Origin of the sequence: Priestia aryabhattai B8W22, assembly GCF_000956595.1 — a bacterium.
Taxonomy (GTDB): domain Bacteria; phylum Bacillota; class Bacilli; order Bacillales; family Bacillaceae_H; genus Priestia; species Priestia aryabhattai.
In genome coordinates, this window is the sequence record NZ_JYOO01000001.1 from 91516 (window position 1) to 104918 (window position 13403).

At 36.2% G+C, this 13403-nt stretch carries 13 protein-coding genes; 5 read left to right on the forward strand and 8 right to left on the reverse strand.

Going from position 1 to position 13403, the window contains the following annotated elements:
- Positions 1-252: 252 nt before the first annotated feature.
- Both xylB and xylA read right to left on the reverse strand, forming a co-directional pair.
- Positions 253-1755, reverse strand: a complete 1503-nt coding sequence (xylB, locus tag N178_RS00380) for a xylulokinase (protein ID WP_045289535.1) — start codon at positions 1753-1755, stop codon at positions 253-255.
- 57 nt (positions 1756-1812) lie between these two features.
- Complete coding sequence (gene xylA / locus N178_RS00385; RefSeq protein WP_045289537.1) at positions 1813-3150, reverse strand: xylose isomerase; 1338 nt, start codon at positions 3148-3150, stop codon at positions 1813-1815.
- A gap of 234 nt (positions 3151-3384) precedes the next feature.
- On the opposite strand from xylA, the gene xylR reads away from it, so the two are divergent.
- Positions 3385-4542, forward strand: a complete 1158-nt coding sequence (gene xylR / locus N178_RS00390; protein WP_045289894.1) for a transcriptional repressor XylR — start codon at positions 3385-3387, stop codon at positions 4540-4542.
- A gap of 266 nt (positions 4543-4808) precedes the next feature.
- On the opposite strand, the gene N178_RS00395 is transcribed toward xylR, so the two are convergent.
- Positions 4809-5705: a TetR/AcrR family transcriptional regulator gene (locus tag N178_RS00395; protein ID WP_045289539.1), complete on the reverse strand. Its 897-nt coding sequence runs from the start codon at positions 5703-5705 to the stop codon at positions 4809-4811.
- 267 nt (positions 5706-5972) lie between these two features.
- On the opposite strand from N178_RS00395, the gene N178_RS00400 reads away from it, so the two are divergent.
- Positions 5973-7205, forward strand: coding sequence for a cytochrome P450 (locus N178_RS00400; RefSeq protein WP_045289540.1), 1233 nt, complete (start codon positions 5973-5975; stop codon positions 7203-7205).
- Between the two features lie 202 nt (positions 7206-7407).
- Here N178_RS00400 and N178_RS00405 read toward each other — a convergent pair whose 3' ends face one another.
- Complete coding sequence (locus N178_RS00405; protein ID WP_045289542.1) at positions 7408-7872, reverse strand: hypothetical protein; 465 nt, start codon at positions 7870-7872, stop codon at positions 7408-7410.
- Positions 7873-8088: 216 nt separating this feature from the next.
- On the opposite strand from N178_RS00405, the gene N178_RS00410 reads away from it, so the two are divergent.
- A complete protein-coding gene (locus tag N178_RS00410) occupies positions 8089-8511 on the forward strand; it encodes a CBS domain-containing protein (RefSeq protein WP_016763757.1) in 423 nt (140 codons plus the stop codon).
- 65 nt (positions 8512-8576) lie between these two features.
- Positions 8577-8702: a hypothetical protein gene (locus N178_RS27720; protein WP_013056562.1), complete on the forward strand. Its 126-nt coding sequence runs from the start codon at positions 8577-8579 to the stop codon at positions 8700-8702.
- A 61-nt stretch (positions 8703-8763) separates the two neighbouring features.
- Here the strand turns inward: N178_RS27720 and N178_RS00415 are convergent, their stop codons facing one another.
- Positions 8764-9813, reverse strand: a complete 1050-nt coding sequence (locus tag N178_RS00415) for an aldose epimerase family protein (protein WP_045289545.1) — start codon at positions 9811-9813, stop codon at positions 8764-8766.
- Positions 9814-10002: 189 nt separating this feature from the next.
- Positions 10003-10527, reverse strand: coding sequence for a DinB family protein (locus tag N178_RS00420; protein ID WP_045289548.1), 525 nt, complete (start codon positions 10525-10527; stop codon positions 10003-10005).
- Positions 10528-10843: 316 nt separating this feature from the next.
- Between N178_RS00420 and N178_RS00425 the strand changes: the two genes are divergently transcribed.
- Entirely contained in the window at positions 10844-11743 is a 900-nt protein-coding gene (locus tag N178_RS00425) for a hypothetical protein (protein ID WP_045289550.1), read from the forward strand.
- Between the two features lie 57 nt (positions 11744-11800).
- Here the strand turns inward: N178_RS00425 and fsa are convergent, their stop codons facing one another.
- Both fsa and N178_RS00435 read right to left on the reverse strand, forming a co-directional pair.
- On the reverse strand, positions 11801-12469 hold the full coding sequence (gene fsa, locus N178_RS00430; RefSeq protein ID WP_013082751.1) for a fructose-6-phosphate aldolase: 669 nt from the start codon (positions 12467-12469) through the stop codon (positions 11801-11803).
- Positions 12470-12527: 58 nt separating this feature from the next.
- Positions 12528-13037, reverse strand: a complete 510-nt coding sequence (locus N178_RS00435; RefSeq protein WP_045289552.1) for a hypothetical protein — start codon at positions 13035-13037, stop codon at positions 12528-12530.
- Positions 13038-13403: the final 366 nt, after the last annotated feature.

Genomic DNA, 13403 nt, shown 5'->3' on the forward strand with positions numbered 1-13403 from the left:
AACTGAGTTCGCACTTATTTGAATGCGTTTTCAAATTCTTGGAGCACAAAAGAAATTTTCTTCGTCCATTCGACTAACTGCTCTTATCCTCCCCTCTAATGTACGTATTTTTCTATTGAATCAAATCTTACTACAGCATTTTCTATACTTCCTTTTGTGTCAGGTATATCGATATACAACCATAATCAATTGATACAAGTTACTTTTATATGAAGCTCCTTTTTAAAGCAAGGTTGCATATTTTTCAACCTATTACTTCCTTTTAAATTCGCCTAGCTTTTTACTTAAGTCGTGTGTTTGAGGATATACTTCTTTATATAATTCATAAAGCTGTTTATAGACTTGTACATGTTCTGCATTAGGATAATATGTTTTCGAAGACGTAATAAATACGTTTGCACACTCTTCCAATGAGTTATACCAGCCACAGCCATAAGCTGCTAGCATGGCTGCTCCTAACGCTGGGCCTTGTTCAGTAGACAACTTTACGATTTTCGCATTAAAAACGTCTGCTTGAATTTGAAGCCAATGATCATTTTTTGCTCCGCCCCCAATGGATACAATAGACGTAATTTCCTTTCCGTTTTCTCGAAAGATTTCAATTGACTCATTTAAAGAAAACGTAATACCTTCAATAACCGCTCGCGTAAAGTCTCTCTTTTTATGAGAGGCATCCATTCCTATAAAACTTCCGCGAATCGTAGCATCTGCATGCGGTGTACGTTCCCCGACTAAGTAAGGGGTAAATAAAAGGCCGTTTGAGCCGATTGGGACATTTTTTAGGTCAGCCAATAATTCTTCAAACGTGACGTTTTTTGCGAAATTGTCCTTAAACCAGCTTAAACTGTGCCCCGCAGATAGCGTAACACCCATCGTATAAAAGGCATTTTCTTTTCCATGATTAAAATAATGGACTTTTCCATCAAAGTCTCTATCGCTTCGTTCCTCATAAGAAAGAACAACACCCGATGTCCCAATGCTACATAGTGTTTCCTCTGATGATAAAATGCCGGCGCCAATTGCTCCGCAGGCATTATCTGCTCCACCTGCAAATACTTTCGTTGAAGTGGCTAATCCCGTTTTTTGAGAGAACGCTTCACTAATATTGCCTATGCATTCACTAGATTCAACTAGTGGCGGACAAAGATTAATATTGATTCCTGCTAATTGGCAAAGCTCATCATCCCATTTTTTCTTGCTGATGTTTAATAATAATGTACCGGCAGCATCTGAATATTCACTATGAATAAAGCCGGTCATTTTAAAGCGTAAATAATCTTTAGGCAGCATAAATACAGCTGTTTTTTCAAATATAGCCGGTTCATACTCTTTTACCCACAATAATTTAGGAAGAGTAAATCCTTCTAAAGCCTGGTTTTTTGTTATCTTTAAAAGACGTTTTTCTCCAATGACTTTATAGAGATGATGACATTGTTCTGTTGTTCTTGTATCATTCCACAAAATGGCGTTACGTAATAGGTTGTAGTTTTCATCCAGCATCACAAGGCCATGCATTTGTCCAGAATAACTAATTCCTTCTATATCTTCGGGTTTTATATTAGCGTTAGCAATTAATTCACTTAAAGCACTAGCCGTCTGCTGAACCCATTCTTCTGGATTCTGTTCACTATACCCTGTTTTTTCATGAAGGAGAGGATAATTCTTAGAAACCACAGCGCAAATCTTGCCTTTTGTATCAACTAAAATCGTTTTTACGGCGCTTGTTCCTAGATCAATTCCAATTACATATTTCATCTTGATACCTCCGCGTTTATAAACGAGAGTAGAATTGTTTCTACTCTCGTTTGTCTTTTAAACTTCTAAAATATATTGATTTAAAATGGCCTTTAACCGTTCTTGTCTTCCTGATTTATTCACAATATTCGGATTTTTAAACGCGTACTGCTCCAGTGTATGGAAGTTAGCTTTTCCTTCCACAATCTCAAGCCCAATTCCCTCTTTAAAGCTGCTGTAGCGCTCGTTAATAACATTTTCGAAAACACGATCTTCTACTAATTTATGTGCTACTTTTAACCCTCGAGCAAACGCATCCATTCCTGCTACATGAGCATAGAGTAAATCGTCTTGTTCAAAAGAACCTCTGCGCACTTTAGCATCAAAGTTTAATCCTCCGCTGCCCAGCCCTCCATTTTGCAGGATTTCATACATTGCTAGCGTTGTAGAATATAAATCCGTTGGGAATTCGTCTGTATCCCAGCCTAAAAGAGGGTCACCTTGGTTTGCATCCACTGATCCTAATAAGCCTTGTACTCTGGCTACTCGTAATTCGTGTTCAAATGTATGCCCAGCTAACGTTGCGTGGTTAGCTTCTAGATTAAGTTTGAAGTATTTATCTAATCCGTATTGTCTTAAAAATGAAATAGTTGTTGCTGCATCGGTATCATACTGATGTGTCGTAGGCTCTTTAGGTTTAGGCTCAATTAAAAACTGCCCCGTATATCCAATTTCGGTTGCGTAATCTACAGCCATATGCATAAATCTGGCTAAGTTATCTAACTCTAACTGCAAATTTGTGTTAAGCAGTGTTTCATATCCCTCACGACCGCCCCAGAATACATAATTTTCTGCACCTAGTTCTTTTGCTGTTTCAAGCCCCTTTTTTACTTGAGCCGCCGCATAAGCAAATACATCTGCATTACAAGAAGTAGCTGCACCATGAACGAACCGGGGATTTGTAAACATATTCGCTGTGTTCCATAATAACTTTACGTTACTTGTTTGCATGTATTCTTTGATCATAGTGACGATAACATCAAGATTTTTATTTGTTTCTTGCAACGTACTGCCCTCCGGAGCAATGTCTCGATCATGAAATGCGAAGAATGGAACATTTAATGTTTCAAAAAGTTGAAAAGCTGCCTCAACTCTCGCTTTTGCTAAATCCATTCCATCATATCTATCCCAAGATCTTTGCATAGTAGCTGCGCCAAAAGGATCCGTACCATCTGCTGTAAACGTGTGCCAGTAAGCAACAGAAAAACGCAGCTGATCTTTCATCGTTTTACCGCCTACTACTTCTTCAGGGTTATAGTATTTAAAAGCTAAAGGATTTTTAGAATCTTTACCTTCGTATAAAACTTTGTTTACGCTTTCAAAATAATTAATTTTATTAGTACTAGTTTGGACCATTTGTCATTTCCCCCTTTGATTTAAGTGAACAAGTTTATCCATCAACTATCTTAATTGAGTTAGTTTGTTTATCCAATAAACTAACTTTATCTCATCATATACAAAATAAATGTTTTTTTCAATGTTTTTTTTAGAAAATTTAGTTATAATATTAGATATGATACTTTTAAATATCTAATTCAAGCTTCAAAAAACACCAACTTAGTTCGATAGATAAACAAAGGAGTGGTTATTATTCAAATTGCAGATCAAGCTTTAGTAAAAAAAATGAATCAAAAATTAATATTAGATGAAATTTTAAAGAACTCCCCTGTCTCCAGGGCAACTCTCTCTGAGATTACAGGATTAAACAAGTCTACTGTCTCCTCTCAAGTAAATACACTGCTTGAAAAAGATTTTATTTTTGAAATTGGGGCAGGGCAATCTAGAGGTGGCAGAAGACCTGTAATGCTTGTTTTTAATAAGAATGCAGGCTACTCGATTGGTATTGATATAGGAGTCGACTATCTTAACGGAATTCTAACCGACTTAGAAGGAAATATTATTCTCGAGAAGACTTCTGACTTGTCTAGTTCTTCCGCTAGTGAAGTAAAAGAGATTTTATTTGCACTTATTCATGGTTTTGTAACCCATATGCCTCAGTCCCCTTATGGTCTAGTCGGAATAGGAATTTGTGTTCCAGGTCTTGTAGATCGTCATCAGCAAATTATTTTCATGCCTAACTTAAATTGGAATATCAAAGATTTGCAGTTTTTAATTGAGAGTGAGTTTAATGTTCCGGTTTTTGTTGAAAATGAAGCTAATGCAGGAGCATACGGTGAAAAAGTATTTGGTATGACAAAAAACTATGAAAACATCGTTTACATCAGTATTAATATCGGAATTGGAACTGGACTTGTTATTAACAACGAATTGTATAAAGGTGTTCAGGGTTTTTCTGGGGAAATGGGTCATATGACGATAGATTTTAATGGACCCAAATGCAGCTGTGGAAATCGAGGCTGTTGGGAATTATATGCTTCTGAAAAAGCGTTACTGGCTTCGCTCTCTAAAGAAGAAAAGAATATTTCTCGAAAAGAGATTGTGGAACGCGCAAATAAAAATGATGTAGAAATATTAAATGCACTTCAAAACTTTGGCTTTTATATCGGAATTGGATTAACCAATATTCTTAATACATTTGATATAGAAGCTGTTATCTTGAGAAATCATATAATTGAATCTCATCCTATTGTTTTAAATACGATTAAAAACGAAGTTTCTTCTAGAGTCCATTCTCATTTAGACAATAAATGTGAACTATTGCCTTCTTCGTTAGGAAAAAATGCACCTGCTTTAGGAGCTGTTTCTATCGTTATTGATTCTTTTTTAAGTGTTACCCCTATAAGTTAGTTAAGTGAACGTAAAGGTTAGCAAACTATATCACGTTTGATCTTAAGAATGAAGAAGCTACTTTCGATGAATTGATTTGCTATAAAAGGGAAAGAATTACCCTCTTCTATTAAGAGTGTTAGGTCTGTCTCCACCCTCACCTTTTCATCCCATGCAGCCAGTCACCTATCATAACGGCAACTGGCTGTTTATATGTTATTAGCAACCTGCTCTTTTCTAAACTACGGAGAGTCTTGCCTTTTGGGTTAGTTTACCTGCTTTTCAAATTATGAATCATGTCTTGTCAGAGTAGTTATGACTTCCTTATATTCCTCTAACTCTTTGGTCTGTGCGAGAGTATTGATTTTCTCTAGCGATAAAAGAGAGTTCTGAATAATAAATGTGCGAGGCTCCGTATCATTTTGCAGTAATTCATCCGATATAAACGTAACAAATTCTAGACTTCTCTTTCGTTCCTCTTCATTTGTTAGTTTATTTTCAATCACCCGTTTTAACTTCGCAGTTACACGCGTCAGATCTGTCGAAAAATGACTTTCTGTTTTCTCATTAAATACCGCAGAGTAAACGGAAGGGTTAAATAACTGTTCTTTTTGTTCTGCTACTTCGATTACGATTTCCTCTGTACGCTTCATACAATAACGGACAATTTGTTCAATAGGTAATGGATAGTTCAGCGCTTTGTTCATTTTAAACATATTGTTAAGCATTCCTTCTAGCAGCACAGCTCCATCAAATAAATAAGGAGAAGTCTTAGACGGAAAAATCTGCTGAAAACGTTCATATATCCAGTTGAATGTTGCCGCTTTTAATTCTTCTATATAATGAAATGTTTTAACTTCATTTAAAATGAGTGTACTCTCAATCATTTCAGGAATTTTGTTTTGCTCTGCAAAGTTCATCATAAAGATCATCTGTTCTTGAAATCCCTTCTGATTATCCTCTCTATATTCAATGGCTACTTTTTCTCTTTGTAGAATAAGTGATTCTTGCAGAGACGAAAGTAATGAGATAAGCAGTTCGCTTTTAGATGAGAAATATTTATAAAATGTTCCTTTTGAAATCCCGCTTCTTTCTAATATATCTTGTACCGAAGTGTCTACGTATCCTTTTTCCATAAAAAGCTGGTGTGTATGCCCTAAAATATCGAGCTGTTTTTGATTCATTGCTGTTACTCCTCTGTTTACAATTTACTTTTTATTTAGTATAACTTATCTGCCTTTTCCTACGTGAATTTTATCCTTTTTCCTTGATAACCAAGTAAAAATAATTATATACTATTAGTACATTTTTATACTATATGTATAAAAATGTACTAATAGTATAGGTTAATTCGACAAAGTAACTATTTATCTAGCAAGTGACAACTACTGAGCGCTATGTAGCTAGTAAATTCCAAATCTATACCTATTCTGAAGGAGGAATAAGATCATATGAACAAAGAAGTCATTCCCGTTACAGAAATTCCAAAATTTCAATCACGTGCAGAAGAGTTTTTCCCTATCCAATGGTATAAAGAAATGTTGAACAACTCCCCCGTTTATTTTCATGAAGAAACAAACACATGGAATGTATTCCAATACGAACATGTTAAACAAGTCTTGAGCAACTACGAATTTTTTTCAAGCGATGGACAAAGAACCACTATTTTTGTTGGAGATAATAGCAAGAAAAAAAGCACGTCTCCAATCACCAATCTTACAAACTTAGATCCTCCTGACCACCGGAAAGCGCGATCTTTGCTTGCTGCCGCCTTTACTCCTCGCAGTTTAAAGAACTGGGAACCGCGAATCAAACAAATTGCAGCAGACCTTGTAGAAGCGATACAAAAGAATTCAACTATTAATATTGTTGAAGATTTATCTTCTCCTTTTCCTAGTTTAGTTATAGCAGATTTATTCGGCGTACCGGTAAAAGACCGATATCAGTTCAAAAAGTGGGTAGATATTCTTTTTCAGCCTTATGACCAAGAAAGATTAAAAAAGATTGAACAAGAAAAGCAACGTGCAGGAGCTGAATATTTTCAATACCTCTACCCGATTGTCGTTGAAAAGCGCTCCAACCTTTCTGATGATATTATTTCAGACTTAATTCAAGCGGAAGTTGATGGTGAAACATTCACAGATGAAGAAATTGTGCATGCTACCATGCTGCTTTTAGGTGCAGGAGTTGAAACCACAAGTCACGCCATTGCAAATATGTTTTATTCTTTCTTATATGACGACAAGTCGTTATACAGCGAGCTGAGAAGCAATAGAGAATTAGCTCCAAAAGCAGTAGAAGAAATGCTTCGATATCGGTTTCATATCTCCAGACGAGATCGCACGGTTAAACAAGATAACGAGCTATTAGGCGTTAAGCTAAAAAAAGGAGATGTCGTGATTGCGTGGATGAGTGCATGTAATATGGATGAAAATATGTTTGAAAACCCTTTTTCTGTAGACATTCATCGTCCAACTAATAAAAAGCACTTAACATTCGGAAACGGACCTCATTTTTGTTTGGGCGCCCCTCTTGCCCGACTTGAAATGACAATTATCTTAGAAGCATTTTTAGAGGTCTTTTCTCATATCGAACCATTTGAAGATTTTGAATTAGAACCGCATTTAACAGCTTCAGCTACGGGTCAATCTTTAACATACTTGCCCATGACGGTGTATAAATAAAGGTTATGTACGTAATAAAGCAGAGAAACGTGAAAGAGATTTACCTTCTCCGTCACGCTTCTCTTTTTGTTATTCCGCTATTTATTGCACTTTTAGTATCTCTGCTAAGTATTTATGTACTACACTTGAAAATACTCAATACCATTTACAATTGGCAGTAAACGAAACTTAAATGCCGATGAGCTCGTTAACGAACTATCAGCTATTGCCTTCTTTGCCTTAATACACCTTCTATAAAATGCTGATACAAATAATTAATAAGAGCAGTGGCAATTGAGATGAGAAAAAGTTGAAAGCGCGTCATGTTTACCATTTTATATACCTTCAGTTTTTCTGCCAGACTGGTCAAAGGATACGCAAATAGATAGTCAAATAGGACGTTAATTAACAAATATTTTTTGAAATTCCCATAAGTCAGCTTAAAGACCCAAAAATTAGCTATAAAAAACGGTCCAAAGATAAAAGATATATCGCTTGAAAATTTAGGGAAAAGAGGTTTCCTCACTTTCCACCACGTAAAGCTTTTAGATAACTCACTGATAAAAGCAATAACTAATGAACTAAATGTTAAAACAGGTAGGTATCTTTTAAAGACAAATTTATCAACTTTTACTATAGACAGCCAAGGCAATAAAAGTAATGCCAAAAGCGTTAACTTTCCTTTCATTATGTACCCAACTCCTGCCGTTACAAAAATGTAAGCTAAATCATATTCTTTTTAGTTTGTGTAATAGGCTCTTTTTTATGTGTTTATTACACTGTGTTAGTTCTTTTATTCACCTTTTATTACAAGATTTTTTGCTTTCAGGAAATTATTGATTCTCATATTCTGCATGTGCATGGAGAAAATACGGAGGTGAATGTTTAAAAGGAGGAATTAAAAATGACTACAGTACGTGAAGTTATGACTAAAGATGTGAAAGCTTGTGCACCGCACGATCCAATAACAGCAGCTGCAAAATTAATGCGTGATATTAATTGTGGCTCTGTGCCGGTGTGTCAAGAAAATCGAGTAATGGGAATGATCACAGACCGTGATATCGTGTTAAACTGTGTGGCGGATGGAAAAGATTGCAACACTGTGCATTGCCATGATTGTATGACTAAAGATGTAATTACGTGTTCTCCGGATACGGATATTCATGAGTGTGCACGTATGATGGCTGACCATCAAATTCGCCGCATTATTGTAGTGGAGAATAATAATATGGTTGGAATCTGTGCAATCGGCGACCTTGCGACAGTGAACGTATATGTTGATGAAGCCGGTGCGGCATTAAGCGAAATTTCTAATCAAGTTCATTAAAACTTTTTAGCATATAAATCCTTAATGCTTGTACAAAATAACCCTGTCTGCAAGGAGGTGCTAATATGCCAAATTTAAACGATAACAAATTTAAAAAGATTCAGTCTGAGAGTCAAAAGCAAGGAAAGTCTCAAGAGGAATATGCGGCTGAGCTTGACGCTAATCGTGCAAAAAGCCAAAAGAAAAAATAACAATAAAAAGGATTACAATCGGCAGAGGCTCGTTTGTAATCCTTTTTATCATCCCGCTTTGTTACAGGCGGCGATCAGTTATAAATGTATAGTGAGTATATGCTTCATACTTCTCACCGGGCTTTAATACACAAGAAGGAAAATGCTTATGATGAATAGCGTCTGGCAAACCTTGTGTTTCTAAGCAAACGCCAAGGTATTTCTCTGAGTGAACCCCTCTAATTTCGAACTCTTCGTCTAGATGATTCCCCGTATAGAGAACAACTGAAGGCTGATCCGTTTTGACTTCTATTTTGCGGCCGCTCGCAGGATCAAATAATGACATCTGATTTTCAGCTTCTAAAAGAAATGGATGATCGTATCCTTTACCCACTAATATATTTTGCGGATGTGTGGATTGCACTCCTTCCTTGAGACTATGCCCTTCTCTAAAATCAAATGGGGTATCTGTGACGTTTAACACTTCTCCAGTAGGTAAAAGATCATCATTCAACTCTAAGAATTGGTTACTTTTCAGCTTCAAAACATGATCCAACACCGTTTCTTTTAGATTTCCGCTTAAATTGAAATACGTATGATTTGTTAAATTGATAAGAGTATCTTGATCTGTTGTTCCTTCGTAAGAAATATGGAACTCATTTTTATTCGTTAATGTATACGTCACTTTCACTTCAAGGTTGCCGGGATAGCCTTCTTCTCCGTCTTTACTTACATATGTAAATTCAACGCCTACATGATCACTTGCATCAATTGTTTTGGCATTCCATATTTTGTGACTAAATCCTTCTGCTCCGCCATGCAAATGGTTGTTTCCTTCATTTTTCTCTAGACGATAGGTTTCATTATTAAGTTCAAACGCTGCTCCACCTATACGCCCCGCTACGCGTCCGACCACAGCTCCGAAATAAGGAGAATACTTTTGGTATTCTTCTATTGAATCAAATCCCAACACAACACTTTCAATCTTCCCTTCCGAATCCGGCATTTCAATATTTGATATCACACATCCATAGTCAAGGCAGGTGATTTTAAGCCCTTCATCATTTAATAAAGTATAAGCATGTACAGCTTGATTGTTTAGTTCGCCAAATTTCTCAAAATTCACTTTCATTTTTAATCAGTCCAATCCTCTTTTTATTCGTAAATTGCTTAACGGACCCTATATGTTATAAACATCGGATATGTTTTTATAGTTCCCTCTGCAATCCTTCCTGAATCTTCATTATTCTCATTTTATTGTAATCGTGTACATTTCCTAATTCAAGCTTGAATGATAAAGGCTGGCTACCGTTTGTCGTTGCTATTTCTTTAGTATTCCTAAATATTCTTCCCAAGGTCCTACATCTTCTCTGTATCGTTCTGCCATTACTCGAACAATTTGGGCGATATGCGTTAAATCGTGAGCAATCCAAGTCGAGAGCAACTCTCTGACTTTTACCTCGCCAAACTCCGGGTGTTCTCCTCTCATTTCAAGAAGCTTTTCATGCTTAATTAGAAGCTTTAGTTGTTGTAAATTCTGCATTCTTATCATGTTGAATTCAAGAAGCTTTTCATCAATCGAACTAGTAGATTCCTTGTGTAAATGAGCATAGCGGTCAAACGGAGGGAAAGCTTCCCCTTTTCCTTCTTGAAGGATGAATTCTAGCCTTGGTATCCAATTGTTTTTTTCTGCTTCTATTAAATGTTCTATTACTTCCGAGGTATTCCAAGTTCCTTCTCCTTCATTGCAATGCAGCCACCCTGCAGATAGTCCCGATAAAAATTTTTCAAGCGTTTGTGGCGTATGCTCAAGTATTTCAATCGCTTCTTTTAAATTAAAATTCATATAAATTCCCCTTTCGACAAATATGACTTTCAACGTAATAATAATGAGCTGTCAGTTATGTGAAAATTCTTGCGATTATAGTCAATTTTACCACAATTAACTTCTATTAAAGGTAGAAGCTAATCTTCTACTTACTTTAAGGCTTACTAAAACAAAAAACAGAACACATGTTTGGTTTTTCTGTAGAAATATGATAAAATATACATAGGCTAGAACGCAGTGAGTATCAGCCTGGATGGATACTGCTCATCGGTAAAATAGATTGCTAGCGACTTTTTCATCTTGAGCTTTCCGTTTGAATTGGAGTGAGACAACAGTGAGTAAAAATCAAAAGCGATGGACAAAAGAAGAAGATAGATTTCTTATCCAACACTATGGCGCTATGACGCTTCAAAAGATGGGTGAGCATTTACATAGAAGTAAGGAATCGGTTAATAAACGGCTTACTCGATTAAATCTTCGTGCTTCAGATACAGCTTTACGTAAAAAATGGACGCTTGAACAAGATGCTTTTTTACAGGAGAACATTGATCTCATGAATAACCGTGAAATGGCACACTCCTTAGGCAGAAGTCCTTCTTCTATTGCTACGCGCATAAAAGTTTTGGGACTAACACGAAAAACTGCGATGCGAAGATGGACAGTACAAGAAGACGAATATTTGCTAAGGTATTACGGAGTAAAATCCCTTTCGCGCATATCAGCTAAATTGCAGCGAAGTGTGCAAGCACTAGAATCGAGGTTAAGTCGTTTAGAGGTGTATGGAGCTAAATCGCACGTAGGACATATTACAGCGTGTGAACTAGCAGCCTGCCTTGAAATAGATGTTCATACAATTTACAAGTGGATTCATAAAGAGAATCTACCGTATAAAATGATCATCGCCAAGACAAGAACATTCATGGGAATTGACATTCAATCTTTTTGGAAGTGGGCTGAACAAAATAAATCGTGCCTTAACTTTTTTAAAATACCTAAAAATACGCTTATTCCAGAACCAGCGTGGGTGGATGAACAAAGAAAGCTAGACTATGTAAAGCGCCCTAAATACGAGCATAAAAAGTGGACAGCAGAAGAAGATGCCAGATTGTGGCGTATGTTTTATCAGGAAAAGCGCAATCAGCGAGAAATTGGAGAGCTGCTCGGGCGTTCGAGAAATAGCGTGCAGCGACGCTTAGAGCGTTTGCGTAAAAAGAAACTAGCTAAGTTAAAATAAAAAAGTTTGGAGTAAGCATAGCTTATTCCAAGCTTTTTTTATTGATATGATTTTTTGTTAAGCTTTAACTGCTTTTTCCCAATCTGCTGCAAATTTTTCCATTCCTTGGTCAGTTAACGGGTGTTTTGCTAATTGCTCAATAACAGCGTATGGAATTGTGGCAATATGAGCCCCTGCAAGTGCTACGCGCGTTACATGATCCGGATGTCTTACAGATGCGGCAATAATTTGAGAGTCGATATTTTGAACGCGGAATAACTCAGCAATTTTAGATACTAGCTGTACCCCGTCTTCTGAAATATCATCAAGACGTCCTAAAAATGGAGAAACATACGTCGCTCCAGCACGAGCTGCTAAAAGCGCTTGGTTTACTGTAAAGATTAGGGTTACATTTGTTTTTACGCCTTTTTTTGCAAGATAGCGCGTCGCTTCCAAGCCAGCCAATGTCATAGGCAGCTTAATCGTAATATTTTTATCTCCGTCGTTAATTTTAATCAGTTCTTCTGCTTGAGCGATCATGTCTTCAGCAGAAAGTGCGTCAGGCGTTACCTCAGCGGAAACGGATTCAACTTCCGGTACCATTTGAAGGATTTCTTCGATGCGGTCTTCAAATCTTACGCCTTCTTTTGCTACTAAAGATGGATTGGTTGTCACACCAGCCAGAACACCTACTTTGTATGCTTTCTTAATATCCTCAAGGTTTGCTGTATCAATAAAAAATTTCATCTCACTATTCCTCCTTATTGTTGTACATCAATCTGCATTTCAACTTGCGAACTATAGCCTAACCAATTTGTTGCAGGGCATATAGATTTTCTATAGAAGCGTTTTCAATCTCTTTTGCAGTTAATACCTTTAATTTTTCTAAAAATTGTATGGCGTCCACTCGGTCTTCAATGTCTTCTTCTGTACGAATATTCTCCGTTTTAATCTGATGGATACATTCGTTGATGACTTCTTTGTACGCATTCGTTTTGATAAACCATTCTGCTAATAGCGTTTTTGTTGCTTCTCTTTCTTCTTCACTTTTAACTGCAAACAAACTCTCTGTTTCCGTTTCACTCAGCATAAGGCTGCTAAAATCGTGATTCATACAAAGCCAAAAATAACCTTTTTGGCTATCGTAATACTTTCCTTCTCTTAAAAGAAAATACTTGATTCCAAATTTAATTTTATGAGATTGATTTTCTGAACTCGGCATATGAATTTCTTTTATTTCTACGCTTTCTGATACATCCAGATATGTTTCTAAACCGTACTTTGTATTCACTATTTTTGCATCCAATATGTCCATCCTCATTCTCCTTTTCTCAAATTCTATTTATTTTTATAAAAACAGAGGTCTGATTTTATGTAATAATGAATCCAGTTTTTGTGGATGTTTTTCTTAACCAACCGACATGTTTTACTGTTTACGCTTTCATTATATATCAGATTATTCGAAAAATCATCAAAAACAATCAAATTCATTCAAAAAAAGTCATAAAATCTTATAAAATAGTCAAAAAAGGTCATCATCTATTAAAAATAGATGAACTTTTATATTGATTGCTTGCTTCAATGTATTTTAAGGTAACTATCTCTGCAAAAAAACCGACTTTTATTACATACCCTCTATGCAAAAATATACCCTCCCATTTCACCAATTTTTCACTTTAAC

Bases quoted from the DNA above. Each gene is read 5' to 3' on its own strand.
- xylB (WP_045289535.1), bottom strand. From the start codon at position 1,755: ATGAAATATGTAATTGGAATTGATCTAGGAACAAGCGCCGTAAAAACG.
- xylA (WP_045289537.1), bottom strand. From the start codon at position 3,150: ATGGTCCAAACTAGTACTAATAAAATTAATTATTTTGAAAGCGTAAAC.
- N178_RS00395 (WP_045289539.1), bottom strand. From the start codon at position 5,705: ATGAATCAAAAACAGCTCGATATTTTAGGGCATACACACCAGCTTTTT.
- N178_RS00400 (WP_045289540.1), top strand. From the start codon at position 5,973: ATGAACAAAGAAGTCATTCCCGTTACAGAAATTCCAAAATTTCAATCA.
- N178_RS00405 (WP_045289542.1), bottom strand. From the start codon at position 7,872: ATGAAAGGAAAGTTAACGCTTTTGGCATTACTTTTATTGCCTTGGCTG.
- N178_RS00410 (WP_016763757.1), top strand. From the start codon at position 8,089: ATGACTACAGTACGTGAAGTTATGACTAAAGATGTGAAAGCTTGTGCA.
- N178_RS27720 (WP_013056562.1), top strand. From the start codon at position 8,577: ATGCCAAATTTAAACGATAACAAATTTAAAAAGATTCAGTCTGAGAGT.
- N178_RS00415 (WP_045289545.1), bottom strand. From the start codon at position 9,813: ATGAAAGTGAATTTTGAGAAATTTGGCGAACTAAACAATCAAGCTGTA.
- N178_RS00420 (WP_045289548.1), bottom strand. From the start codon at position 10,527: ATGAATTTTAATTTAAAAGAAGCGATTGAAATACTTGAGCATACGCCA.
- fsa (WP_013082751.1), bottom strand. From the start codon at position 12,469: ATGAAATTTTTTATTGATACAGCAAACCTTGAGGATATTAAGAAAGCA.
- N178_RS00435 (WP_045289552.1), bottom strand. From the start codon at position 13,037: ATGGACATATTGGATGCAAAAATAGTGAATACAAAGTACGGTTTAGAA.